This is a genomic window from Streptomyces sp. NPDC012935, assembly GCF_042900345.1.
Taxonomy (GTDB): Bacteria; Actinomycetota; Actinomycetes; order Streptomycetales; family Streptomycetaceae; genus Streptomyces.
Window position 1 is genome coordinate 113,160 of record NZ_JBIBBC010000009.1, and the last position, 24,325, is coordinate 137,484.

Genomic DNA, 24,325 nt, shown 5'->3' on the forward strand with positions numbered 1-24,325 from the left:
CACCCGGAGTCGTACGCCGGTCAGGGCGCCGTGACCCGTACCGGATCCGTGCCTGCCGCACTGTGGCGCTCGGCCCAGCTCTCCAGGGCCGTACGGCAGGCGTGGTCGAGGTGGTGCAGTCCGGACAGGTCCAGCTCGACCGGGCGGTCCTGCGGCAGGGCCTCCAGGCTGTCGAGGATCTTCGGCAGCCTGAGGAAGGTCGCGTTGCCCGACAGGTACGCCTGGATCGGTCCGGCGCCCTTGTCGATGACCTCCAGCTTCACGTGCGAGGCCTCCCAGGCGGTCTTGGCGACCGACAGGGCCAGACCGATCAGCACGCCCTCGAACATGTTCACCATGACGATCGAGAGGGCGGTGACCACGAGGATCAGCGCCTCGCCCCGGTGCCCCCGCCACAGGGAGACGATCCCGCGGAAGGGGATCAGCTTGAAGCCCGCGTGGACCAGGATGCCCGCCAGCGCGGGGATCGGGATCAGTGCCAGCGTGGCGGGCAGCAGCGCCGCGAACAGCAGCAGCCACACGCCGTGCATGACACGCGACGCCTTCGTCTTGGCGCCCGCCTGGACGTTGGCGGAGCTGCGCACGATGACCGCGGTCATCGGCAGCGCGCCGAGGGCGCCGCAGACCGCGTTGCCCGCGCCCTGCGCCATCAGCTCCTTGTCGTACTCGGTGCGCGGCCCGTCGTGCAGCCGGTCCACGGCCGCGGCGCTGAACAGCGACTCGGCCGACGCGATGAGCGTGAAGGCGACGAGAGTGGCGAGCACGCCGACATTCGCAAGCTCACCGAAGGCCGTCAGGGACGGCGGCTGGATGGAGCCCAGCAGGCCCTTGACCTCGACGGTGGCGACGGGCAGGGAGAACACGGCAGCGACCAGCGTCGCCAGGCCGACCGCGGCGAGCGGACCGGGGATCGTGCGCACCTTGGCCGGCAGCCGCTTCCACAGCACCAGGACGGCGATGGTGCCGGCGCCCAGACCGATCGAGGCCAGTGCCCCGGTGTCGCCGAGAGCGTCGGCGAGCGTGCCGGGCAGCCCGGCTATTTTCTCCAGGCCGGAGGCGGGCGCCTTGGCGTCCGCGACCGAGTAGAGCTGTCCGGCGATGAGCACAAGGCCGATTCCGGCCAGCATGCCCTCGACGACGGAGACCGAGATGGCCCGGAACCAGCGCCCCAGCCGCAGGGCGCCCATGAGGAGCTGGAGCGCGCCGGTGGCGAGCACCAGCACACCGAGGACCGGCAGCCCGAACTTTTGGACGGCCTCGAAGACCAGCACGGTCAGACCGGCGGCGGGTCCGGAGACCTGAAGGCTGCTGCCGCGCATCAGGCCGGTGACGATGCCGCCCACGATGCCGGTGACGAGCCCGAGCTCGGCCGGCACTCCGGAGGCGACGGCCACGCCGACACACAGCGGCAGCGCGACCAGGAAGACGACCAGCGAGGCGGCGAAGTCCTGCCGCAGGTGGGGGAATTTGGTCATCATGGCGGTCACAGCGCCTCGAACGCGTCGGTCTCGTTGCTGTGGGCGCGCACGGCGCCCTTGTGCACCTCGTAGTACCAGGCGTGCAAGGTGAGTTGACGCTCCTTCAGCTTCTCCTCGATGAACGGGTACGAGCGCAGCCGCAGCAACTGCGTCAGCACATGGGCCTGGACGCCTTCGGCGACCTCCGGGTCCTCGGCGGCGCCGGTCGGGCGCGGGGTGGCCTGCGAGAGCCAGTCGCGCACGGCCGGTACGGCATCCAGGTCGTCGCCGCGCACGAGTGCGCCGACGGCACCGCAGTGGGAGTGGCCGCAGACCACGATGTCGCTGACGCCGAGGACCTCCACGGCGTACTCGATGGTGGCCGCCTCGCTGGTGGGGTGCTCGGAGGCATACGGCGGGACGATGTTGCCCGCGGTGCGCAGCTCGAAGAGCTCGCCGGGGCGGGCGCCCGTGATCAGGGCCGGTACGACCCGGGAATCGGAGCAGGTGATGAACAGGACCTGCGGAGACTGCCCTTCGGCGAGCCTGGCGAACTCCTCAGGGCGCTGTCCGAACATACGGGCGTTGTCGATGAGGGGCTGCATGTGGTGACTCCTCCTGGCGCGCCTCAGTGGCGCGTCGGGGTTTACATGACAGGGGTGGGGGGACTGCTACTGCTGCTCAGCAGCGGAAGATCTGAAGCCCCGCCGGAGTGTGGGACGTCGAGGATCTCGACGTGCGCTCGTGCGCGGCGCCGGCTTCGGCCGGCTGGTGCGCGGACGCGGAGTCCCGGGCGAGCAACGGTCGGTCGGGCGCCTGCGGCCCGGAGTCGGCGAAGCGCAGCTGGTCACGGGTGCGCAGTGGACCGGTCGGGTCCCCGTCACCGGACGGGACGCAGTGGCGTGACGTGAGGGTTTCGTCGCGCAGCGCCTTCCCGGAGAGCTTGGTTCCGGGTTGGGCCTTGGCCTCTGCCTGACTCGCTGTGTATGCGTGTGCGAAGGCCGCGCCGGGTGCGAAGAACTGGAGGGCGAGCAGGACCGCGGCGAGGATCGAAATCGGGGTCCGGACCGTCGTACCTCGGAACATGCGCCCCCCTCCACTCAGTCCACGCCTCATGCACGTGCCAACACTTGGTCAACCGTTGGTCAAGAAACACGTTAACCCGGCAACGTTGTTTGCAGGGTTAACTTAACGTTTCGAGCTGAAGAGAGCCTGAAATGCGAGGGTGGCTTGGCTTGAACCACCCCTTGACCAGGGCGAGTTACTGGGTTACCAGGCCCTTGGCGTCGCGGGCCAGCGCGGTGAGTCGCGAGATCGCGCGGAAGTACTTCTTGCGGTAGCCGCCCTTGAGCATGTCCTCGCTGAACAGCTGGTCGAACGGCAGTCCGGAGGCCAGCACCGGGACTTCACGGTCGTAGAGCCGGTCCGCGAGCACGACGAGGCGCAGGGCCGTCGACTGGTCGGGAATCGGCTGGACGTCGGTGAGGCACACCGCCTTCAGGCCGTCCGTCAGCGCGCCGTAGCGGCTGGGGTGGACGCGGGCGAGATGCTCCAGCAGATGCGGGAAGTCGTCGAGCGAGGCGCCCTCGGTGGCATACGCCGCCTTTGTCACCTGCTCGTCGGAGTACGGCGCGGGCGCTTCGGGCAGGCCGCGGTGGCGGTAGTCCTCGCCGTCGATGCGCAGGGCGCGGAAGTGGGCCGACAGGCCCTGGATCTCGCGCAGGAAATCGGCCGCCGCGAAGCGGCCCTCGCCCAGCTTGCCGGGGAGGGTGTTGGAGGTGGCGGCGAGCGCGACGCCCGCGTCCACCAGCTTGCCGAGCAGCGTGGAGACCAGGACGGTGTCGCCCGGGTCGTCGAGCTCGAACTCGTCGATGCACAGCAGGCGGTGACCGGACAGGGTCTGCACCGTCTGCTGGAAACCGAGGGCGCCGACGAGGTTCGTCAGCTCCACGAAGGTGCCGAAGGCCTTGAGGGACGGCTCGGCCGGGGTGGCGTGCCAGAGGGAGGCCAGCAGGTGGGTCTTGCCGACGCCGTAACCGCCGTCGAGATAGACGCCGCGGGGACCCGCCGGGGTCTTGGGCGCCTTGGGCCTGCCGAACCCGAGGAAGCCGCGCCTGGCCTTGCCGGCGCCGCTCGCGTGCGCACCGCCGAGCCCGGCCGCGAAGGTCTCCAGGACGCCGACCGCCTCGGTCTGGCTGGGCTGGTTCGGGTCCGGGATGTACGTGCTGAAGCGGACCGAGTCGAAGCGGGGCGGCGGCACCATCTCGGCGACCAGCCGGTCCGCGGGCACGTGCGGCTCACGGGCGCACAGGGACAGCGGGCTCGCTTCGGCTATGGGGCTCGGCCCGGAGGCGGCGGGGGAGGACGACACGGGTCACCATGCTAAGCGCCGTGCCACACTCCATGACATGCGACGCCTGTTCCCTGTGACCGATGAGACAACAGCGAGGGCCTCCGGCGGTTCGGCCGGGGGCGACGGGGCTGGGGCCGCCGGAGGTGGGCCTGTGGCCGGTGGGGCCGGGGCCGGGCCTGCCGGCGTCGAGACCGGAGCCGGTGGTTCGGTGGCGGGGGGCCTTGACCGAGGGCCCGGCGGGTCGGTGGCCGGGGCACCCGATCGGGGTACCGGGGGCGGGAGATCCGGCGCGGACGCAGGGAGCGGTGCTCCTGGCGGGGTGCCTGATGAAGGTGGCGCGGGAGGCCTCGAGGGGGGTGGAACCGCTTCCGGCGCGGCCGGGGGTGGTCCGGGCGCCGGGTTCCCCGGTGGTGATCTCGTCGATCGTGAGTGGAGCCTCGCCGAGCTTGCCGCCGCGTATGCCTATCCCGAACCGGGTCCCGGCGGGCGGCAGCCCTGGTTGCGGGCCAACATGGTGTCCACGCTGGACGGGGCGGCCCAGCACGACGGGCGTTCGCAGCCCATCTCCACAGCGACCGACATGCGGATCTTCGGCACGCTGCGGGCACTGGCGGACGTCGTGCTCGTCGGCGCTGAAACGGTACGCCTCGAGGGGTACCGTCCGGCACGCGCGCGTGCGGAGTTCGCTCAGTCCCGCGAGGCGGCCGGGCAGGGGCCCGCGCCGGCCATCGCGGTGGTGAGCGCCGGCCTGGAGCTCGACTACAGCCTTCCGCTCTTCACCTCGCCCTTGGTGCCGACCCTCATCCTCACGGGTGCTGCCGCGGCCCCCGACCGCGTCGCGGCTGCGGAGAAGGCGGGCGCCCAGGTGGTGATCGCCGGTGACGGCGTCGGCGTGGACCCCGTGCGCGCCGTCCAGGCCCTCGCCGACCTCGGCCACACCCGCCTGCTGACCGAGGGCGGGCCACGGATGCTCGGGCAGCTGGTGGCCTCCGGAGTGCTCGACGAGCTCTGTCTGACGATCTCTCCGATGCTCACCGCGGGAGACGCCCAGCGAATCGCCGGCGGGCCGTCGGTGCCGGTTCCGAAACGGTTCGAGCTGGTGTCCCTGCTCGAGGAGAACGGCTTCCTGTTCAGCCGCTACCGACGGACGTGACGTTAGTTCGGTTCGGAAATGGGTTCTATGACTGCCGTGCACCTGAAACGGCGGAATCCACCGTTCCGTTTGGCTTCCGACGGGCACACTAAAACTCGCAGTCCCCGTGCCGGCACGGGGCAGGATGGTTTCCGCAGAAGGGGCGCCCGGTGTTCACAAGCGTTTTGATGATCGAGAAGGCCCTGACGTCCGCCGACGTGGAGTTCGTCACCACCTTGCACGGGGACGAGCAGGTCTCGTTCCATGTGCTGCTCCAGCCGCGGGGCGAGCAGGCCGACAGGTTGCTGCGCGCCATCGACGACATCGCGCTCGGCGAACTGGACGAAGCGGTCCGGGAAGGGAACACGCCGGAGGGGCAGGAGGCGCTGAGCACGGGGGAGCGGGCACTGGAGGTCTCGCTCACGGCGCTGCGAACGGCCGGGGCGGCGGCCGAGGGGCGGCTTCTGGAGGACCATCCGCTGGACGCGCTCAGAGCAGTGGTGGACGAGGTCGGGGCGGACGAGGTGATCGTGCTGACCGACCCCCACTATGTGGAGGAGTTCTTCCACCGGGACTGGGCGTCCAGGGCTCGGCACAAGGTGGGGGTGCCGGTGCTGAAGCTGTTCTCACACAGCAAGGTGTAGGGGGTTTCGGCGGAGGGCCGCCGTAGGGGGTGCTGGGTTCTGCCGGCTGCGGGTGGTACGCGGCTTGCCGCGCAGCTCCCCGCGCCCCCGGCGGGCCACGGTGCGCGAGGTCCGCAGCTCCACCCAATAGGCTGGGGCCTCACCGTCGTATCGCACTCCTGGGAGAACACGCATGGCACCCGGCATTCCCCACGCCATGGACCGACCGCACTTCATCGGCATCGGCGGGGCCGGGATGTCGGGGATCGCGAAGATTCTCGCGCAGCGTGGGGCCAAGGTGGCCGGCAGCGATGCCAAGGAGTCCGCGACCGCCGAGGCGCTGCGGGCGCTCGGTGCGACCGTGCACATCGGGCACGCGGCGGAGCACCTCGCCGACGACGCCAGCTGTGTCGTCGTGTCGTCGGCGATCCGGCAGGACAACCCCGAGCTGGCCCGCGCCGCCGAGCTGGGCGTTCCGGTGGTGCACCGGTCCGACGCGCTCGCCTCGCTGATGGACGGGCTGCGCCCGATCGCCGTCGCCGGTACGCACGGCAAGACGACCACGACGTCGATGCTCGCGGTCTCCCTGAGCGAGCTCGGGCTGCGGCCGTCGTACGCCATCGGCGGTGACCTCGACGCCCCCGGCTCGAACGCCCTGCACGGCGACGGCGACATCTTCGTCGCCGAGGCGGACGAATCGGACCGCAGCTTCCACAAGTACGCGCCCGACGTCGCGATCGTCCTGAACGTCGAGCTCGACCACCATGCGAACTACGCGTCGATGGACGAGATCTACGAGTCCTTCGAGACGTTCGCGGACCGCATCACTGAGGGCGGCACGCTGGTGATCTCGGCCGACCAGGACGGGGCGCGGGAGCTGACTCGGCGGGTCTCGGCACGGGATGTGCGGGTGGTGACGTACGGCGAGTCGCAGGACGCCGACGTACGGGTGCTGTCCGTGCTGGCGCAGGGGCTGAAGAGCCAGGTCACCGTCGTCCTGGACGGCCAGGAGCTCACCTTCGCGGTCTCGGTTCCCGGCCGCCACTACGCGCTCAACGCCGTGGCCGCTCTGACCGCCGGCGCGGCGCTCGGCATCCCGGCCGCCGAGCTGGCCCCGGCGCTGGCGGCCTACACGGGCGTCAAGCGGCGGCTGCAGCTGAAGGGCGAGGTCGCGGGCGTCCAGGTCATCGACTCCTACGCGCACCACCCGACCGAGATGACGGCCGACCTGGAGGCGATGCGCGCGGCCGCCGGGGACGCCCGGATCCTGGTCGTCTACCAGCCCCACCTGTTCTCCCGCACGCAGGAGCTCGGCAAGGAGATGGGCGAGGCCCTCGCCCTCGCGGACTCCTCGCTGGTCCTGGACATCTACCCGGCCCGCGAGGACCCGATTCCCGGTGTCACCAGCGAGCTGATCATCGAGGCGGCCCGGGCGGCGGGCGCCGAGGTGACGCCGGTGCACGACAAGGGCGAGGTGGCCTCGCGGATCGCGGGAATGTCGAAGCCCGGTGATCTCGTTCTCACCATGGGCGCGGGCGATGTCACGGACCTGGGCCCGGTCATTCTGGACCGCCTGTCGAAGTGAGGGGCAAGGACTCATGTCGTACGACATCGAAAAGCCGGACGAGCAGTGGCGCGCGGAGCTGACCCCGGCCGAGTACGCCGTCCTGCGCGAGGCCGCCACGGAGCCCGCCTTCACCGGTGAGTACACCGACACCAAGAAGACGGGCGTCTACTCCTGCCGGGCGTGCGGGGCCGAACTCTTCACCTCCACCACGAAGTTCGAGTCGCACTGCGGCTGGCCGTCCTTCTACGACCCGAAGGACACCGACGCGGTGGAGCTGATCCAGGACCGCTCGCACGGGATGGTGCGCACCGAGGTGCGGTGCGCGCGGTGCGGGTCGCATCTCGGGCACGTCTTCGAGGGCGAGGGCTACGCGACCCCGACCGATCAGCGGTACTGCATCAACAGCATCTCGCTGCGGCTGACGGCGGACGAGGACTGACGCGGGCGGGGCGCCGCCCGGGCGGCGCCCCGCTGCGCTGGCACGCCGGATGCCGGAGTTCCTAGACTCGAAGGGGACGTCCGGCCCCGGCGGTCAGTTCGGTGAGTCCGGTACGGAAGGCGGTGGCGCTGCATGCCGTACGTCGCTGTGAGTGCGATCAGCCATCCCGGACTGCTGCGCGAGCGCAACGAGGACAGCCTCGTCGTCGGGCCGTGGACGCTGTGCGCCACGGTGACCGAGAATCCGCAGACCCTGGTCTTCCCGCTCGGCACGCCCCTTGTCGTGGCCGTCGCCGACGGGCTCGGCGGGCATCCCGGCGGCGATGTGGCCAGCGCGCTGGTCGCCCGCCGGATCGCGTCGCTCGGACCCGCCATGACCAGCGAGGTCGCCGTCCGAGACGCCCTGAACGCCTGCAACCTCGCCGTGTACCAGGCGGCCGGCGGGGACGAGGGGGGCGACCTGGAGGCCATGGGGACGACGATCGCCGGGGTCGTCGTGCAGCCCGACTCGCTGCTGGTGTTCAACGTCGGCGACAGCCAGGTCTACGCGGCCGAAAGCGACGGACTGCGCCAGGTGAGCGTCGACGACAGCCCTCCCCACCCGGCCGGTCAGAGCACCTCACTGGTCACCCAGTGCCTGGGCGGCTCGCCCGCCTACCGAGCCGTCCATCCCCATGTCACGACCGCGCCCCTGTCCCCCGGCGAGCGCTACCTCATCTGCTCGGACGGACTCACGGACCCGGTGCCGACGGACGTACTGAGCGAGGTGCTGCGCGAGCACGACGACGGCCGGGCCGCCTTCGAGCTGTGGAAGGCCGCCATCGAGGCGGGCGGGCCCGACAACATCACGGTGGCGGTGGTGCGGGTGGGGGAGGAGTAGGTCGGCGCGCCGCGTGGGAGTTCCGGTTGCCGAATGCCGGTTGCCCGTCGTCAGTCCGAGGCCAGGGGATCGCGGTGGTCCGCCTCGTCCAGCTTCCAGTAGCCCTTGGCGTAGGCGTGCTGACGGTCCAGGCCGAGGTTCTCCGTGAGGTGGCGGCGGATCTCCCGTACGGCTCCGGACTCGCCGGCCGCCCACGCGGCGACGCCCTGCTGCGGAACGGCGGCCTTGAGTACGGCGTCCCGCAGGGCCTCGCCCTTGAACTGGCCGGCCTCCCGGTGGACCCAGATGACGTCCAGGTCGGCCCGCCGGGGCACCGGGATCTCGGCCTCGGGGCCGGTGACCTCCAGGTAGATGGCGCCGCGGGTGCCGGGCGGCAGGTTCTCGGCGATGGTGAGCACCGCGGGCTGGGCGCTCTCGTCACCCGCGAGGAGGTAGAAGTCGGCGCCCGGGGCGGGGCGGAAGGACCCCTTGGGGCCGCCGAACGAGACCTCCTGGCCGGGGAGGACGGCCTCGGCCCAGCGCGCGGCGGGGCCCTTTCCGTGCAGGACGACGTCGACATCCATCCGTGGCTCCGACGGGGACTGATGGCGGACGGTGTAGGCGCGGCCGACCGTCCGGCCGTCGAGCGGGTCGGTGACGAACAGCTTCACCCACTGCGTCGGTTCGTCGCACCGGAAGGCCGACATCCCGGGCCCTCCCAGGGTGATGCGCGTCATCCGCGGGGCGATCGGGGTGACCGCCTCCACCGTGGCGGTGTAAGGGGTTCGGCGTGCGCGGAACATACGGGGACAGCCTTTCAGCGGGTGGGGCCGGCGGTCGGCGCCCCGTCGGGCGGGGTGCCCTGCCGGCAGGTCAGGACGGTGGCGGCCAGACGCTCGGCGAACAGCGGGTCCGTCGGCCGACCCGTCATGAAGGCCCGGTAGAAGACGGGACCGGCCAGCAGGTCCAGGAGCCGGTTCGCCTCCTGCCGGTGCACGGCGCCGGGCGCCTCGCAGGCCAGGGCGTTCCGGAGCCGTGCGCGCGCGTGGCCGCGTCGGCGGTCCAGCACTTGGTTCCGGAGCGCGGACGCGGTCGTCGCGTCCTGGAGGGCGTGGCCGATGAGCACGAACAGGACGCGGCCCGTGTCGGACCGTGTGAAGACCCGGTTCAGATGCGTCACATGCCCCGTCAGGACTTCCTGCGCGGATTCCGTCCCGGGCGGCGGGGACGTGACGTCGTCCGGCAGGTCCTCCTCCAGGACGTCCAGCAGGATGTCGATCTTCGATCTCCACCAGCGGTAGATCGTCTGCTTGGAGACGCCCGCCCGCTCGGCGATCGAACCGACCGTGACGGCCTGGAACCCGCTGTCGACCAGCAGGTCGTCGGCGGCTCGCAGGACGGCGACGCGGGCGGCCTCACTGCGCCTCGGTCCGTTCCTGGTGCGGCGTGGTGCGTCTATGGCGGCTCTCCTCGATCGTCGATCGGTGCGAGCTAGACTAGACGCAACGGTGCGTATAGTCAAAGCCGAAGCCGTGGAGGGAAGCAGGGGAGGGACGCAGGGGAGGGAAGCAGGGGAGGGGCCCGCTTCTCCCCGGGCGGGGGAGGCTCGGGGAGAAGCGGGAGTCTGGTTGCGGCGCCGGTCCTCAGCTCCGCAGGGACACCGCGTCCTGCGCGGCGTCGGCCCGCTGTCCGCAGGCGAACAGCAGCCGCGTGCGCATCCGGTACACCGTCGCGCCCTCCTGGTTGTCCGCCTCGACGAGGAAGCGGATCGTGCCCGTGCCCGGACGCCTGGGATGTGGTGTGGCCTCCTCCACGGTGGCCCGGCCGCGCAGTTCGTCGCCGGGGCGTACCGGGCCGAGGAACCTGACCTCGTCCATGCCGTAGGACCCCTGGCAGGCGGAGTCCGCGAGCAGGGTGCGCACGAACTGCCCCATGATCACGGCACCGGTGTGCCAGCCGCTGGCCACCAGGCCCCCGAAGGCAGAGCGCCGGGCCGCCTCCGGGTCCAGGTGGAACGGCATGGGGTCCCAGGTGCGCGCGTAGCCGATGATGTCCTCGCTGGTCAGCCGCGTGGCCCCCAACTCGTGGGTGGCGCCTGCGGGGAAGTGCTCGAAGTACCGCACAGTGACTGTCCTCCGGATCGGAACTCGGCGGGCCGGGACGTGCCCGACGGGCGGGCAAGGACGGGCTCCTGGTGGGGGTGGCTCAGCCGGCGCTTCTCGGCGCTGTGCCACTCGGCGATCCGGAAGGCCAGGTCCATCGACTGCGCCCGGTTCAGCCGGGGATCACAGGCCGTCTCGTACCGCAGGTGCAGATCGTCGGAGAGGACCTCCCTGCTGCCACCCAGACACTCGGTGACGTCCTCGCCCGTCAGCTCCACATGGACGCCGCCGGGATGGGTGCCCAGCGCGCGGTGCACCTCCAGGAATCCGGTGACCTCGTCCAGGACGTCGTCGAAGCGCCGCGTCTTGTGGCCGCTCGGCGCGGTGCAGGTGTTGCCGTGCATGGGGTCGCACGCCCAGACCACTTGGGCGCCCTGCGCGCGTACCGCCTCGACCAGCACGGGCAACCGGTCGCGCACCAGGCCGCGTCCCATCCGGGCGACCAGCGTCAGCCGGCCGGGCGTGCGCTGCGGATCGAGGCGGTCCAGCAGCCGCAGTACGTCGTCGACGGCGGCGTCCGGGCCGAGCTTGACGCCGAGGGGATTGTGGACACCGGCGGCGAACGCCACGTGCGCGCCGTCGAGTTGGCGGGTGCGCTCGCCGATCCAGAGCATGTGCCCGGACAGGGCGTAGCGTCGCCCGGTGTCGGGGTCCGTGCGCACGAGGGCCGACTCGTAGTCGAGCAGCAGGGCCTCGTGGCTGGCGAACACCTCCGTGGTGCGCAGCGTCGAGGTGCTCATCCCGCAGGCCCGGATGAAGGCGAGCGCGGCGTCGATCTCGTCCGCCAGCCGCTCGTACCGGCGTCCCGCGCCGGACAGGGCGACGAAGTCGCGGTTCCACTCGTGCACCCGGTCGAGGTCCGCGTGCCCTCCGGCGGTCAGTGCGCGCAGCAGGTTCAGCGTCGCCGCGGACGCGTGGTACACGCGCCGCAGCCGGTCCGGATCGGGGGTGCGGGCCTCGGCGGTGAACTCCAGCCCGTTGACCGCGTCGCCCCGGTACGAGGGCAGGGTCACGCCGTCGCGCGTCTCGGTGGGCCGCGAACGGGGCTTGGCGTACTGGCCGGCGATACGGCCGACCTTGACCACGGGCACCCCGGCCGCGTACGTCAGCACTGCGGCCATCTGGAGCAGGACTTCCAGCTTGCCGCGCACGGACTCGGCGCTCACCGAGTCCAGCGTCTCCGCGCAGTCGCCGCCCTGGAGCAGGAAGGCCCTGCCGAGGGCCACTTCGCCGAGCCGGTCGAGCAGCGCGTCGCATTCGCGCGCGAACACCAGGGGCGGTGCGCAGGAAAGGGACGAGAGGGTGGCGTGCAGCGCGGCGGGATCGGGCCAGTCGGGCTGCTGGGCAGCGGGGAGGGCGCGCCATGCCTCTGGTGCCGCCCCGGGATTCGCCGACGCATTCGCTCCGCGAATGGGTTCGGGACCGGCCGCGGAATTCGCTGCGGCATCAGGTACCGGATTCGGCACGGGATCAGGTACCGGATTCGGCACGGTATTCGGTACCGCGTTCGGCACGGGCTTCGTTTTTGCTTTCGCTACGGGGTTCTCTATGGCTTCCACGGATTTCACGGCGACAACCTCAACGCCTTCCGCTGACGACGGCACGGTGGGGGCAGGTGGTGGGCGCAGCCTGTCATGCGCGAAGTACCGGCGGGCAGTGCGTCGTTGTGGCTAGAAGGGCGGATCTACTACCCGAGTACTAGCCCCAGTGGCCGACTGTCGGCGCAGGTCGCGCTCCTGGAGCATTTCGGCAGGCGCAAAAGTCCGCTCGAAAGGTGATCCCGCATGAGCAACACCGTGAACCCGTCCGGATCCGTCTCCCGCCCACAGACCGGAGACGAGTATCTGGAGAGCCTCCGCGACGGCCGCGAGGTGCGGATCTACGGCGAGCGGGTGGCGGACGTCACCAGCCACCCGGCCTTCCGCAACAACTCCCGGATGGTGGCCCGGCTGTACGACGCGCTGCACGACCCCGAGCGCAACAGCGCGCTGGTCGTCCCCACCGACACCGGCAACGGCGGTTTCACGCACCCCTACTTCAAGGCCCCCTACACCACCGGCGATCTGCGCGCCTCCGCGCGGGCCATGACGGAGTGGGCCCGTATGACGTACGGCTGGCTGGGCCGGACCCCGGACTTCAAGGCCGCGTTCCTGTCCACGCTGGGGTCGAACCGGGAGCACTACGCGCCCTTCGAGGACAACGCCGCCACCTGGTACCGCAAGGCCCAGGAGAACGTGCTGTTCATCGGTCACGGGATCGTCAACCCGCCGATCGACCGCAACCGGGGGCTCACCGAGCTCAAGGACGTCATGCTGACCGTCGACCGGGAGACCGACGCCGGCCTCGTCGTGTCCGGCGCCAAGGTCGTCGGCACCGGAGCCGCGCTCACCCAGCACATCTTCATCGGCAGCTACGGCGTCATACCGAAGGGCGCGAAGGAATTCTCCGCGTACTTCATCGTGCCGACGAACAGCCCCGGGCTGAAGGTCATCTCGCGGCCGTCGTACGAATTCGCGGCGGCTACCGTCAGCAGCCCCTTCGACCAGCCCCTGAGCAGCCGCCTGGACGAGAACGACGGTATTCTCGTCTTCGACCAGGTGCTGATTCCCTGGGAGAACGTCTTCTGCTACGACGTCGACAAGGCGAACAACTTCTTCTACGGCTCCGGATTCTTCTACCGGGCCATGTTCCACGCCTGCGTCCGCTTCGCCGTGAAGATGGACTTCCTCACCGGCCTGCTGGCCAAGTGCCTGGAGACGACGGGCACGTCCGAGTTTCGCGGAGTGCAGAGCCGGCTCGGTGAGGTGCTCGCCTATCGCAACATGTTCTGGGCGCTGGTGGACTCCATGGCCGAGAACCCGACCAAGTGGCCCGACGGCACCGTCACCCCCAACGGTGAGACCGCGCTGGCGTTCCGCGTCCTGTCCTCCTCGATCTTCCCCAAGGTCCGCGAGATCTTCATGCGGGACCTCGGCAGCGCCCTGATCTACAACAACTCCCACGCTGCCGACTGGTCCAACCCCGAGGTCCGGCCCTACCTCGACAAGTACGTCCGCGGCCTCGGCGTGGAGGCGGTCGACCGCGTCAAGCTGATGAAGCTGGCGTGGGACGCGGTCGGCACCGAGTTCGGTGCCCGCTGGGAGCTGTACGAGATGAACTACGCCGGCAACCACGAGCAGATCCGCTTCGAGGCACTGCACGCCCAGCAGGCGTCGGGGAAGTTCGAGGACTACAAGCGACTCGTCGAGCGGTGCCTGTCGGAGTACGACGAGAACGGCTGGACCGTTCCCGACCTGATCAACCCCAAGGACACGACCGTGATCGGCGGCGGGACCCCCACCGAGGCCGGGCGGTGAGCAGCCGCGCCCTGCCGGACGCCACGCAACTGCGCAGTGTGCTCGGGCAGTTCGTGACCGGCGTGTGCGCGGTGTCCACCCGGTTCGACACCCCGTCCGGCGTCCGGCACGACGCCATCGCGGTGAACTCGTTCACCTCGGTGTCCCTCGATCCGCCACTGGTGTCCATGTACCTGCGCGACGACTCCACGTTTCTGGAGCGGGTGCGCACGTCGGGACAGTGGGCCGTGTCGTTCCTCGGCAACCGGGCGCGGTCCCTGGTCGGTGTCCTGACCACACCCGCCGCCCGGCGCCCGGCCGTGGAGGACGCCGCGGACTGGACCGTCGGACCGCACACCGGCTGCCTGGTCCTGCCGGACGGGCCCGGAACGCTCGAATGCGCCCTGCACCTCACCCAGCCCCTCGGCGACCACGTGCTCGTCGTCGGGCGGGTGCTCGGCGCCGTCGGCCGCGACCACGAGCCCCTGGTCTTCCACCGGGGCACCTTCACGGGAATCTCGCCGGCCCGGTGACCGCGTGCGGCCCCGCGCACAGCAGCGTGCGGCCCGCACACCGAACAGCCCGCACACAGAATCAGGAGGAGGCGCCATGGCGCCCAAACGCCCGTACGTGGCCGTCGTCGGCGGTGGCATCGGCGGCCTGGCCGTCGCCATCGGACTACGGCGCCAGGGCATCGAGGTCGTCGTCCACGAGCAGGCCCGTGAACTGGCCCCCCACCACGGCGCCGGCATCGCCATCGGCGCCAACGGCCACCGCGCCCTGAGGGACCTCGGTGTCGCGGGACGGCTGGCCGCGGCGGCCGTGGAGCCCGTGCGTGCCGACTTCCGGCACTGGCGCACCGGGCGGTCGATGGTGACGCACACCCTGACCGGAATGTACGAGGAGAGGTTCAAGGCGCCGTTCTGGACCGTCGAACGGGCGGCCGTGCAGCAGGCCCTGCTCGCCGAGCTGGGAGCGGACCGTGTCCGGCTCGGTGCGCGCTGCACCGAGGTGGTGCAGACCGGCGCCGGTGCCGTCCTCCGCTTCGCCGACGGCACCGAGACCGAGGCCGACGCGGTCGTCGGCGCCGACGGAATCCACTCCGCCGTGCGCGACAGCGTCTTCGGGCCGGACGAGGCCGTGTTCTCCGGCACCAGCGGATACCGCGCCCTCGTCCCCATGGACCGGCTCGGGCACATCCCCGAACTCGCCGAGCGGGTGCTCTGGCTGTGGCTCGGACCCGGCCGGCACTTCATCGCCTACCCGGTGGCCGACGGCGCGGCGCTGAACTTCCTCGCCGTCGTCCCCGACACGGAGTGGACGATCGAGTCCTGGTCCACCGAGGGCGAGGGCGCCGACCTGCTCGCCGCCTTCGACGGCTGGCACCCGTTCGTCACCGAGATCCTCGCCGCGTGCGAACGGCCCGGCCGCTGGGCGCTGTACGACCGCGAACCCCGACGTGTGTGGAGCTCGGGCCGGGTCACCCTGCTCGGCGACGCGGCCCACGCGATGCTGCCCCATCACGGCCAGGGCGCGAACCAGTCGCTGGAGGACGCGGTGGTGCTCGCGCACTTCCTCGGCCGGGCCGGCGCCGACGAGGTCGCGACGGCCCTGCGGTCGTACGAGCAACTGCGCCGGCCGCGCACCCGGCTGCTCCAGGCGGGCTCCCGCAAGAACGCCACCTGCTTCCAACTGCCCGACGGCGCCGAGGCCCGGGCCCGCAACGAGCGGCTCACGCGGCTGCCCGACGACCTCGCCTGGATCCACGGCCACGACGCCCTCGGGCCGCTGCGCTCGGCGCCGACGCCGGTGTGAGCGACTCCGGCGACCATCGACGAACGGTGAGAATGACCATGGCACGGATCTACTCCTTCGAAGGCAACGTCCCCGCCGTCCACCCCACGGCGTTCGTCCACCCGGACGCCGTACTGATCGGCTCGGTCGACGTCGGGCCCGGGTGCTACGTGGGCCCGCTCGCCAGCCTGCGCGGCGACTTCGGGCGCATCGAACTGCGCGCGGGCTCCAATGTGCAGGACGGCTGTGTGCTGCACTGCTTCCCCGGTGCGGACACGGTGGTCGAGGAGGACGGCCACGTCGGTCACGGCAGCGTGCTGCACGGCTGCCGGGTGGGGCGCGACAGCCTCATCGGCATGAAGTCCGTCCTGATGGACGGAGTGGTCGTGGGGCGGCAGGCCTTCGTCGGCGCCGCGAGCTTCGTCAAGTCCCGCTTCCAGGTACCGGAACGGCACCTGGTGGCCGGCAGCCCGGCCAAGGTGCTGCGCGAACTCACGGCCGACGAGATCGCCTGGAAGGGCAACGGAACCCTCCAGTACCAGAAGCTGGCCCAGCGCTGCCTGACCGGCCTGCACCCGGCCGAGCCCGCGACCGAGCGGGCGCCCGACGAGGCCCCCGGCCACTCGGGCGAGCCCGAGCACGTGACCCTGCACGCCTACCGGGCCCGCTGAGGCGAATGCCCGGTCCCCCCGAACGACTCCCGCGGCCCCACCGGCCGCGGTTTCCCACCCAGAGCCAGGAGGCACGTTCATGACCAGCACGGCTACTTCCCGCCTCGTCGTCGGCGACCGGTTCCGCGATTTCGCCGAGGCCGTCGGGGCCGAGACGCTCACGGCCCTCACCCACGCGCTCGACGCCGGTGACCTGGACACCGTGGAAGGCCCGGTGCATGTAGTCACCGGCCAGGGGATAGGGGAGTTCGAACTCTCCTATCTCAAGGACGCGATCACCCGCCGGAACCTGGACGACCGGATCGTCCTGGTGCACTCCGCCGAGCGGCCGGCCCGCCGCCAGGAGCTGCACAAGGCCCGCGAGGACAACGTCCTCGTCGCCGGACTCCGCCAGGTCGACGAGGGCACGTACGAGGCCGGGCTGCGCCTGCACGACCACAACGAACTCCTCGTCGACGTGCAGGACCGGGTCCATGTGCAGGGCATGGTGGCCGTCGAGGCCGCCCGCCAGATGTTCCTCACGGTGATCGAGCACTACTTCACCTCGCGCTGGCCGCAGCAGCGCTACTACATCGTCCTCAACTCCATGAACACCTCGTTCTCCAACTTCCTGTTCCCTGTCGGGGCCACGCTGCGGCTGACGGTGGACGAGTCCGACCTCTCGGAGCCCAGCAGGCTCACGGTCCGTACGACGGTGGAGGTGGAGCAGGCCGGAAGGGTCGCCGCCAGTGTGACCATCGACGCCGCCGCCTTCGCCCCGGGACTGCTGGAGGAGAAGGAGCTTCGGCGCGCGAAGAGCGCCGTGGCGAGCACCATGGACGCGGCTCTCGCGGCCGTGTGACATGACACCGCCGGTACAGGACTCACGGGTACACGATCCACGGGCGCGGCCCGCCATGGACCGACCTCCGCGCCCGCAATGGCGGTTCGCCTATCTGGGGCCGCGCGGCACCTTCACGGAGCGGGCGTTGCGCTCGCTTCCCGAGGCCGAGGGTGCCCGGCTGACACCGGTCGCCTCGGCCTCGCAGGCCCTGGCGCTGGTGGTCCGGGCAGACGCCGACGCCGCCATGCTTCCCGTGCACAACACCGTGGCGGGGATGGTCCCGGAGACGCTGCGTGCGCTCGCCGAGTCGCCCGCGCCGAGCGTGCTGCGCGAGGTCGTGCTGGGCATCGAGTTCGCCCTGCTGGTCCGGCCCGGAACGCCACTCGCCCGGATCCGTACGGTGAGCGGGCACCCGCACGCGCTGCGGCAGGTCGGCGGCTGGCTCAGCGGCCGGGTGCCACGGGCACGCCGGCTGCCCGCGGCGTCCAACGCAGAGGCGGCGCGCCTGGTCCGGGACGGGGAGTGCGACGCCGCGGTGGCCGGAGAGTTCACCGCCGCCCCCTACGGTCTGCGGGTCGCCGCCTCCGGGATACAGGACACCGCGGGTGCCACCACCCGGTTCCTGCTGTGCGCGCGCCCCGGCGGGCGCGGCCTGCCCGCCCTCGCGCCCGCCGACCGCACCTCAATGATCGGGCGGCTCGACGGGCGGCCGCAGGACGTCGACGGGCTCCTGGCCGACCTGCGGCGCCACCCCTTTCTGCGGGCCGTGTGCCTGTACGCCGTGCGCGACGGCGGGAGGGGGGCGCTCCTCTTCGCCGACTGCCCGGGCCGACCTGACGAGCCGCCCACCGCGCGCGCCATCGGACTGCTCCGGCTGCGCGTACCGGGGCTGAGAACCCTGGGGTCGTACACGGCGGCGCAGGACCCGTCCCGGCCCCACGACCCGTCCCGGCCCCACGACCCGTCCCGGCCCCACGACCCGTGCCACTCCCACGACCTCAGCCACCCCAACGACTTGTGCCACGTCTACGACTCGTACGAAGGGAGCAGGACGATGCCCGCCGAGGCAGCCGACGAGACCACCACCGGGGCGCCCCGCCCCCCGCAGCCCGCACCCGAGGACATCGCACAGCTGCGGGAGCAGATCGACGACCTGGACCGCTTTCTCATCGGCACGCTCAAGGAACGGCTGCGCACTTCCCGGGAGATCCAGCGCCTGCGCACCGGTCGTGGCGGCACGAACCTGGACGCCGGGCGCGAGCACGCCATACGGGGCCGGTACGCCGAGGAACTGGGCGAGGGCGGCGCCGGACTCGCCGAGGCCCTGCTCCAGTTGTGCCGGGGGCGGTCGGCACGGTGAGCGCACCCCCGGGGGCGGCGCCGCCCCTGCCTCGTCGTCGCGGTCGTGAGCTCCTCCTCGCGGCCGCGACGGCGCTGTTCCACGAGCGTGGCTACGACGCGACGAGCATGAGCGACCTCGCCGACCGTCTCGGCGTGACCAAGGGCGCGTTGTACCGCCATGTGAAGAACAAGGCGGAGCTGCTGCACGCGGTGACGGCGCCGGCTCGCACCACCGTGCGGGCGTTGCTCGCGGCGAGCGCGCCGCCGCACGGCCGGCCCGTACAGACCCTCGCCGCACTGCTGCGCGGACTGGCAGACGCGGCGTCGGGCGACCCCGCGGGACACGCGCTTTTCTGGACACCGCACCCGTGGACCGGCAGTGAAGACCCCGATGCCGTCTGCCGTGACGCGGTGATCCGGCGACTGACGGAGCTGCTGGAGCTCGCCGCCGCCCAGGGTGACGTACGCAGCGACATCGCACCCGCACTCGCGGCCCGGCTGCTCCTCGGCGCCGTCGTCGGGCCCGGTGGTCCGTCGGACGCGCCGGGTGCGCCGCCGTCGGCCTCAGTGGTCGGTCTGCTGCTCGACGGTCCGGTCCGCCGCTCGCTCGCCGGGATCTCCTGAGCCGCCCCGGACGACGGGACCCCCGGGAGTCTGCCGGGTGAGCGCCGCCCGTACGGCCTGCCGGAGCCACAGATGCACCGGCTCGGTGTCATGCCGGGGATGCCACGCCTGGCAGATGCTGATGGGCTCCGTGTCGACCGGGAGGTCGAACACCTCGACGCCCACGGCCCAGCGCGCGCTGCCGGCCAGCGAGCGGGGCATCGCCGTCACGAAGTCGCCGGCGGGGATCATCAGCAGCGCCTCGCCGTAGCTCGGCACCGCGGCGACGACGTCCCGGCTCAGGCCGCGGGCGTGCAGGGCGGCATCGATCGGGCCCGTCATACGGCCCTTGCGGGAGACGCTGATGTGCCGCACCGACGCGAACGCCTCCGCCGTCACCACGTCGTCGAGGAGCGGATGACCGGCTCGTGCCACTCCTACGAACCGGTCGTCGAACAGCGGCTCGATCCGCAGTTCGGGACTGGGCTCGTCGATGATGCCGACCTCGATGTCCACGGCGCCCTCCCGCAGCGGCGCGCTGCCGTGGGAGTTCTGCACGGTGAAGGTGAACCGGGCGAGCGGCACCTGGGCGCTCGCCCGGTTCAGCAGCACCGGCGCCAGAACCGCCGCGTAGGCCTCGTCCGCGACGATGGTCAGCGTCCTGTCGACCCGGGTGAGGTCCTCCTGCCTGCTCGGCGTGAGCAGTGACTCCGCCTCACGCATCAACGCCCGTACCTTCGGCTGGAGTTCCAGTGCCCTGGGCGTGGGCACCAGACCACGCCCGGCACGGACCAGGACGGGGTCGCCGAGGGCGCGGCGGATCTTGGACAGGGCGCGGCTCATGGCGGGCGGGGACAGCGCGAGCCGCTCGGCCGCTCCGGTGACGCTCCCCTCCTGGAGCAGGGCGTCCAGGGCCGGCAGCAGCCGCATGTCCACGGCCGGCCCGCAGGCGCCCGCCAGCCCGTCGGCCCACTCCCGGTCGTGGCCGGAGTCTTCGATGCCGGTGGCGCTCAATGCTTCTCCCGAGAAGAGTTCCGCTGTGCCTCGTGCGGACGCAGCCAGTGGACGACCAGCAGCGCCGCCAGCAGCAGCACGACGCCGATCACCCGCAACGAATCGGCCATACCGGTGCTGAACGCCTCGCGCACCTGAGCGGCGAGCCGCGCGCCGTCGTCGGAGCCGAGCTGCCGCGCCCCGCGCAGAGTGGTCCCCAGGGCCTGCCCGCCGGCCGAGTCGTCCGTCAGATGCCGCAGCCGGGCGGGGAGGGCGTCGGCGAACCGGATGTTGAGCAGCGTGCCGAAGACGGCGAATCCGAGCGCTCCGCCGATCTCCCGGCTGAAGCTGTTGACGCCCGAGCCGACCCCGGCCTGCCGCGCGGGCACGGAGGTGACGACGGCGTTGGACAACGGCGGATTGGACAGCCCCGAGCCGACACCGACCACGATGATGCACCCGGCGTACAGCACATAGGGCGTGCCCGGCCCGCACAGGGAGAACAGCCCCAGTCCGGCGACCACGAGCAGCAGTCCGCAGGCGACGACGGGGCGGGGTCCGTGCCGGTCGGCCAGCCGGGCGGCACGCGGCGAGACGAGGAAGATCACGACGGCCAGGGGTGCCGTGCCCAGGCCTGCCAGCGCGGCCGGGTAGTCCTTCACGTTCATCAGGTACTGGCCGTTGAGATAGAACACCGAGTACATCGCGATGAACGAGACGACGATGCCGAGGGTGCCCGCGCGCATGCCGGGACGGCGGAACACCCGGGGGTCCAGCATGGGCTCCGCGCGACGGAGTTCGTGACGGCAGAAGAGCAGGAGGAACGACGCTCCGGCGGCGAGGGCAAGGAGTACGGCGGGCGAGGCCCAGCCGAGTTCCGCGCCCTCGATGATGCCGAACAGCACGCAGAAGACCGTGACGACGAGGAGGAGCACCCCGCCCGTGTCGACGGGGTGGTGATGGCGTTCGACCCGGGGCAGGGACCTCGCGGCCACCGCGAGACCGAACACGGCCAAGGGAGCGGCGACCGCGAACAGGGCCTGCCAGTCGAAGTACTGGAGAACGGCACCGCCCACGACATTGCCCGCGACACCGCCGCCGCCGCTCAGCGCGGTCCACAGCGCCACGGCATGGCCGCGTTTGTCGGGTGCGTAGCAACCGATCAGCAGCGGGAGGCTGTTGGGCAGGACGAGGGCGGCACCGGCACCGGTCACCGCTCGTGCCGCGAGCAGGAGGGGCACGGTGGGGGAGACGGCGGATCCGAGGGACCCCACGACCATCAGGGCCAGGCCGGCGAGCAGGGCCCCCTTGCGGCCGAAGCGGTCTCCCAGGGCGCCGCTCGGGATCAGCAGACAGCCGAAGACGATGAGATAGCTGTCGACGATCCACAGCACCTGGGTCGGCGTCGGGTGCAGCGCGCTGGTGGCCAGCCGGCCGACCGCCAGGTTCACACTCGCGCCCAAGCCGAACACCAGCATGACGCACATCCCGAGGGCGGCGGCGGCCGCGCGCGAACCGGGAAGTGCACCGCCCCGCGCGGCCGTGGACTGCACGGGGTCGGCCGGCGGGGCGGCGGTCATGAGAGGGCCCGTTCGGACGGGCCCGTGTAGGTGGAGAGTTCGAGGCCCTGGCCGTCGGTGATGCCGACGGAGACATAGCCGTTGGCGGGATCGCGGACATGGTCGAGATAGGGGCGGGCCCCGGCCGCGAACTTCTCGGTGTCGTCCGCGTGCACCAGGGCACCTGCCCGGAGCCGGGGTTCGGCGGCGCGGACGACGTCGAGATAGAAATCCACCCACCCGTCCAGATAGAGGAAGTCGATCGGACGGGAGAACGAAGAGACCACGGCCACCGCCTCACCGGTGACGACTTCGGCGTATTCGTCGAGTCCGGCGGACGTGAGATTGTCCCGGGCCGCCAGACACTTTCCCGCGTGCAGGTCCACGGTGTACAGCTTTCCCGATCCATTGTCGCGCAGGGCCGCCGCGATATGGATGGCCGTGAATCCGTACGAGGTGCCGAACTCGAAGACGGTCTGCGGACGCATGGCGCGGACACAGGTGTAGAGCATCCGGCCGATGGCCGCCGGGGCGGCGTAGTAGCCGCCGGCACACGCGGCCACGAGTTCCTCAGGAGTCCAGGGAATCTCGCGCTGCTTTATCTTTTCGAGCAGTTTCGGCTGCTCTTTCTCGTCGATCCGCAGTTGCTCGGACGCAATGCGGTTCACTACGTCCTGAATGCGTGGCGAGAAAAGTGAGGAGGTCATGTCCGTACTTCCTTGAAGGGGCTTCCGAGGGCATCAGGAATATTGCTCCGGATCACCTTCGAATTGACTCTGATGAGGGGCTGGATAAGCAGATCGACCCCCACCAGAAAACAGATCGTCCCGATTCCGAGTGGTCCGCCCATAAGGAATCCGAGGGTCATGAGAGACGCCTCGATGAGCCCTTTCGTCGTCCAGAAGGGCCAGCGCCATTTACTGGTCATGGTGAGGGCCAGCAGATCGATGGCCCGGATGCCGAAGCCGCTCATGATGATGAGGGCCGAGCCGTACGCGCAGAGCAGGACCGCGCCCGCGAGGACTCCAGGGGAGGGAATCGGCAGGTCGCGAGCCGGGTCCGACCAGCGCAGCAGGTCGATGACGCTGCCGCAGAAGAAGAAGGTGAACAGGGGGGACAGCAGGGGCCGGGTCCGGGTCCAGGCCGCCACGACGGCCAGGCAGATCGCGGCCACCGTGGCCTGGGAGAGGCCCACCGTGACGGGCACGTGCTCCAGCAGGCCGAGCGCGAACACGTCGAGGGGGTCGGTGCCCAGATCCGAGTGGATGAAGAGATAGGCGCCTGCGGAGAAGACGAGGCAGCCCGCCAGATAGAGTAAGTGATTGTTTCGCCATTCGCGGTGAATGAGCATCGGCTCACCTCCGGGCTTCACTCTATTGACCGCCCGGTTATTAATCCAGTGCGTTGTGTGCAACATGCACTTTCACCGAATGGAAGTGCCTCACCACTAAGAATTTCAAGATACAACTTCAAGTGTGAGGTAACCCACGTTTGATGCCATGATTGAATCTCGGCCATATAATTATTGCGCAACGCGCAATCGTTGCCTGGGTGACTGATGACCATTGCATGACAGGGGGAACACATGTCTCGCGTATCCCGTCCGGGGTCCGAGGGGTTAGTGCCGAGGTCGGCTTCGATGCTCACACCGCGCGAGTGCCAGGTCCTTGACGGAATCAAGGAGGGATACTCCAACAGGATGGTAGGGAGGGTGCTCGGAATTTCCGAGCGCACCGTGAAGGTTCATCTGCACTCGATCTTCATCAAACTTGGCGCCGCTTCACGTACCGAGGCCGTCATCTCGGGAATCAGAAACGGTTGCATCAGCCTGCACTGAGTGACGTATGTGAGAGTGGCCCCCGGCGGCAGACGCCGGGGGCCACACATGTGCAACGGTCCGTCAGGGGGACGCGGACGACGACTCGCGGGCGAGGGTCAGGACGAGCCGGGCCGTGGAGTCCACGAGCTCCTGGTCGATGGCTGCGCCGAACACGAGCACGCGGTAGTACAGCGGGCCGAGCAGAAGGTCCACCAGGTGATCGAGGGTCCGTTCGTCCACGACCAGTTCGTGGTCGCGGGCGAGGAGCTCGCGCAGGCCGCTCACGTCGCGCTCGCGTTGCTCCTTCAGGAAGCCTTCCCGCAGCGACACGGCCGTGTCGCTCTCCAGTTGGGCCTGGCCGAGCAGGGCCTGGAGTACCTGGCCCGCCGGCTCCTCGAAGAAGTCGGCCACGCGCCGCAGATGGGACACGAGGGTCTCCTCAACGCTCGCGGACTCGTCCGTCCGCCACTCGAGGGCCTCGCGGGCGTCGTCGATGAGGGTGTCCAGAAGGATGTCGACCTTCGACTTCCACCAGCGGTAGATCGTCTGCTTGGCCACACCGGCGCGCTGGGCGATGCCCTCGATGGTCAGGCCGGTGAACCCCCGCTCGACGAGGAGATCGTCGGCGGCGTGCAGTACCGCGAGCCGGACGCTCTCGCTGCGGCGTGGGCCGGTTCGGCTGATGACCGGGTTCTGTTCGCAGGCCGGCTTTGGCTTCCGCGTGGCGCTGATGGTCCCGTCAACCTTTCGAGTCGTGCGTGTGGGGAGATTCTGGCACAGGGTCCCGGGGTGAACC

General features: G+C 70.8%; 26 protein-coding genes. 13 read left to right on the forward strand and 13 right to left on the reverse strand.

Annotated features, from left to right (window positions below; all coding sequences use genetic code 11):
* Positions 1-20: 20 nt before the first annotated feature.
* The 4 genes from ACFY5C_RS22660 to zapE all read right to left on the reverse strand — a co-directional run bounded on the left by ACFY5C_RS22660 (position 21) and on the right by zapE (position 3,828).
* Positions 21-1,478 (reverse strand): SulP family inorganic anion transporter, encoded by a 1,458-nt coding sequence (locus ACFY5C_RS22660; RefSeq protein WP_389446861.1) that lies wholly within the window; start codon positions 1,476-1,478, stop codon positions 21-23.
* Positions 1,479-1,483: 5 nt separating this feature from the next.
* Positions 1,484-2,062, reverse strand: coding sequence for a carbonic anhydrase (locus ACFY5C_RS22665; RefSeq protein ID WP_389446862.1), 579 nt, complete (start codon positions 2,060-2,062; stop codon positions 1,484-1,486).
* Positions 2,063-2,138: 76 nt separating this feature from the next.
* Entirely contained in the window at positions 2,139-2,543 is a 405-nt protein-coding gene (locus ACFY5C_RS22670) for a hypothetical protein (protein WP_389446863.1), read from the reverse strand.
* Positions 2,544-2,718: 175 nt separating this feature from the next.
* Positions 2,719-3,828: a cell division protein ZapE gene (gene zapE, locus ACFY5C_RS22675; protein ID WP_389446865.1), complete on the reverse strand. Its 1,110-nt coding sequence runs from the start codon at positions 3,826-3,828 to the stop codon at positions 2,719-2,721.
* 301 nt (positions 3,829-4,129) lie between these two features.
* Here zapE and ACFY5C_RS22680 point away from each other — a divergent pair, with 301 nt between their 5' ends.
* From ACFY5C_RS22680 to ACFY5C_RS22700, 5 genes are all read left to right on the forward strand, one after another.
* Positions 4,130-4,963 (forward strand): pyrimidine reductase family protein, encoded by an 834-nt coding sequence (locus ACFY5C_RS22680; RefSeq protein WP_389446867.1) that lies wholly within the window; start codon positions 4,130-4,132, stop codon positions 4,961-4,963.
* Positions 4,964-5,112: 149 nt separating this feature from the next.
* Positions 5,113-5,586, forward strand: coding sequence for an indole-3-glycerol phosphate synthase (locus ACFY5C_RS22685; RefSeq protein WP_389446869.1), 474 nt, complete (start codon positions 5,113-5,115; stop codon positions 5,584-5,586).
* Between the two features lie 172 nt (positions 5,587-5,758).
* Positions 5,759-7,150, forward strand: a complete 1,392-nt coding sequence (murC, locus tag ACFY5C_RS22690) for a UDP-N-acetylmuramate--L-alanine ligase (RefSeq protein ID WP_389446871.1) — start codon at positions 5,759-5,761, stop codon at positions 7,148-7,150.
* Between the two features lie 13 nt (positions 7,151-7,163).
* Positions 7,164-7,571, forward strand: coding sequence for a peptide-methionine (R)-S-oxide reductase MsrB (gene msrB, locus ACFY5C_RS22695; RefSeq protein ID WP_389446873.1), 408 nt, complete (start codon positions 7,164-7,166; stop codon positions 7,569-7,571).
* 132 nt (positions 7,572-7,703) lie between these two features.
* Positions 7,704-8,450: a PP2C family protein-serine/threonine phosphatase gene (locus ACFY5C_RS22700; RefSeq protein WP_389446875.1), complete on the forward strand. Its 747-nt coding sequence runs from the start codon at positions 7,704-7,706 to the stop codon at positions 8,448-8,450.
* 50 nt (positions 8,451-8,500) lie between these two features.
* Here ACFY5C_RS22700 and ACFY5C_RS22705 read toward each other — a convergent pair whose 3' ends face one another.
* From ACFY5C_RS22705 to ACFY5C_RS22720, 4 genes are all read right to left on the reverse strand, one after another.
* Entirely contained in the window at positions 8,501-9,232 is a 732-nt protein-coding gene (locus tag ACFY5C_RS22705; RefSeq protein ID WP_389446877.1) for a siderophore-interacting protein, read from the reverse strand.
* Between the two features lie 14 nt (positions 9,233-9,246).
* The gene (locus ACFY5C_RS22710) at positions 9,247-9,951 is read right to left on the reverse strand and encodes a TetR/AcrR family transcriptional regulator (RefSeq protein WP_389446879.1); all 705 of its coding nucleotides are present in this window, start codon (positions 9,949-9,951) and stop codon (positions 9,247-9,249) included.
* A 121-nt stretch (positions 9,952-10,072) separates the two neighbouring features.
* Entirely contained in the window at positions 10,073-10,552 is a 480-nt protein-coding gene (locus ACFY5C_RS22715) for a MaoC family dehydratase (protein ID WP_389446881.1), read from the reverse strand.
* The gene (locus ACFY5C_RS22720) at positions 10,492-12,003 is read right to left on the reverse strand and encodes a class II 3-deoxy-7-phosphoheptulonate synthase (protein ID WP_389447190.1); all 1,512 of its coding nucleotides are present in this window, start codon (positions 12,001-12,003) and stop codon (positions 10,492-10,494) included. Before ACFY5C_RS22720 ends, ACFY5C_RS22715 begins: the two co-directional genes overlap by 61 nt.
* Positions 12,004-12,375: 372 nt before the next feature.
* Here ACFY5C_RS22720 and ACFY5C_RS22725 point away from each other — a divergent pair, with 372 nt between their 5' ends.
* The 7 genes from ACFY5C_RS22725 to ACFY5C_RS22755 all read left to right on the forward strand — a co-directional run bounded on the left by ACFY5C_RS22725 (position 12,376) and on the right by ACFY5C_RS22755 (position 19,179).
* Positions 12,376-13,947, forward strand: a complete 1,572-nt coding sequence (locus ACFY5C_RS22725; RefSeq protein ID WP_389446883.1) for a 4-hydroxyphenylacetate 3-hydroxylase N-terminal domain-containing protein — start codon at positions 12,376-12,378, stop codon at positions 13,945-13,947.
* On the forward strand, positions 13,944-14,459 hold the full coding sequence (locus ACFY5C_RS22730) for a flavin reductase family protein (protein ID WP_383623143.1): 516 nt from the start codon (positions 13,944-13,946) through the stop codon (positions 14,457-14,459). The genes ACFY5C_RS22725 and ACFY5C_RS22730 overlap by 4 nt, the downstream gene beginning before the upstream one ends.
* 76 nt (positions 14,460-14,535) lie before the next feature.
* The gene (locus ACFY5C_RS22735) at positions 14,536-15,741 is read left to right on the forward strand and encodes an FAD-dependent monooxygenase (RefSeq protein WP_389446885.1); all 1,206 of its coding nucleotides are present in this window, start codon (positions 14,536-14,538) and stop codon (positions 15,739-15,741) included.
* A gap of 38 nt (positions 15,742-15,779) precedes the next feature.
* A complete protein-coding gene (locus ACFY5C_RS22740; protein ID WP_389446887.1) occupies positions 15,780-16,391 on the forward strand; it encodes a gamma carbonic anhydrase family protein in 612 nt (203 codons plus the stop codon).
* 79 nt (positions 16,392-16,470) lie between these two features.
* Positions 16,471-17,232: an AfsA-related hotdog domain-containing protein gene (locus tag ACFY5C_RS22745; protein ID WP_389446889.1), complete on the forward strand. Its 762-nt coding sequence runs from the start codon at positions 16,471-16,473 to the stop codon at positions 17,230-17,232.
* 55 nt (positions 17,233-17,287) lie between these two features.
* Positions 17,288-18,574, forward strand: a complete 1,287-nt coding sequence (locus tag ACFY5C_RS22750; protein WP_389446891.1) for a chorismate mutase — start codon at positions 17,288-17,290, stop codon at positions 18,572-18,574.
* The gene (locus ACFY5C_RS22755; protein WP_389446893.1) at positions 18,571-19,179 is read left to right on the forward strand and encodes a TetR family transcriptional regulator; all 609 of its coding nucleotides are present in this window, start codon (positions 18,571-18,573) and stop codon (positions 19,177-19,179) included. Before ACFY5C_RS22750 ends, ACFY5C_RS22755 begins: the two co-directional genes overlap by 4 nt.
* Here ACFY5C_RS22755 and ACFY5C_RS22760 read toward each other — a convergent pair.
* From ACFY5C_RS22760 to ACFY5C_RS22775, 4 genes are read right to left on the reverse strand one after another with little or no spacing between them, the layout of a single operon-like run.
* Entirely contained in the window at positions 19,120-20,172 is a 1,053-nt protein-coding gene (locus ACFY5C_RS22760) for a LysR family transcriptional regulator (protein ID WP_389446895.1), read from the reverse strand. The two genes, ACFY5C_RS22755 and ACFY5C_RS22760, sit on opposite strands and share 60 nt — an antisense overlap.
* Complete coding sequence (locus tag ACFY5C_RS22765) at positions 20,169-21,731, reverse strand: MFS transporter (protein WP_389446897.1); 1,563 nt, start codon at positions 21,729-21,731, stop codon at positions 20,169-20,171. Before ACFY5C_RS22765 ends, ACFY5C_RS22760 begins: the two co-directional genes overlap by 4 nt.
* Positions 21,728-22,417, reverse strand: coding sequence for an O-methyltransferase (locus tag ACFY5C_RS22770; protein WP_389446899.1), 690 nt, complete (start codon positions 22,415-22,417; stop codon positions 21,728-21,730). The genes ACFY5C_RS22765 and ACFY5C_RS22770 overlap by 4 nt, the downstream gene beginning before the upstream one ends.
* Positions 22,414-23,061, reverse strand: a complete 648-nt coding sequence (locus ACFY5C_RS22775; RefSeq protein ID WP_389446901.1) for a YitT family protein — start codon at positions 23,059-23,061, stop codon at positions 22,414-22,416. The genes ACFY5C_RS22770 and ACFY5C_RS22775 overlap by 4 nt, the downstream gene beginning before the upstream one ends.
* A gap of 288 nt (positions 23,062-23,349) precedes the next feature.
* Between ACFY5C_RS22775 and ACFY5C_RS22780 the strand changes: the two genes are divergently transcribed.
* The gene (locus tag ACFY5C_RS22780) at positions 23,350-23,547 is read left to right on the forward strand and encodes a response regulator transcription factor (protein WP_389446903.1); all 198 of its coding nucleotides are present in this window, start codon (positions 23,350-23,352) and stop codon (positions 23,545-23,547) included.
* Between the two features lie 63 nt (positions 23,548-23,610).
* Here ACFY5C_RS22780 and ACFY5C_RS22785 read toward each other — a convergent pair whose 3' ends face one another.
* Complete coding sequence (locus ACFY5C_RS22785; RefSeq protein WP_389447191.1) at positions 23,611-24,213, reverse strand: TetR/AcrR family transcriptional regulator; 603 nt, start codon at positions 24,211-24,213, stop codon at positions 23,611-23,613.
* Positions 24,214-24,325: the final 112 nt, after the last annotated feature.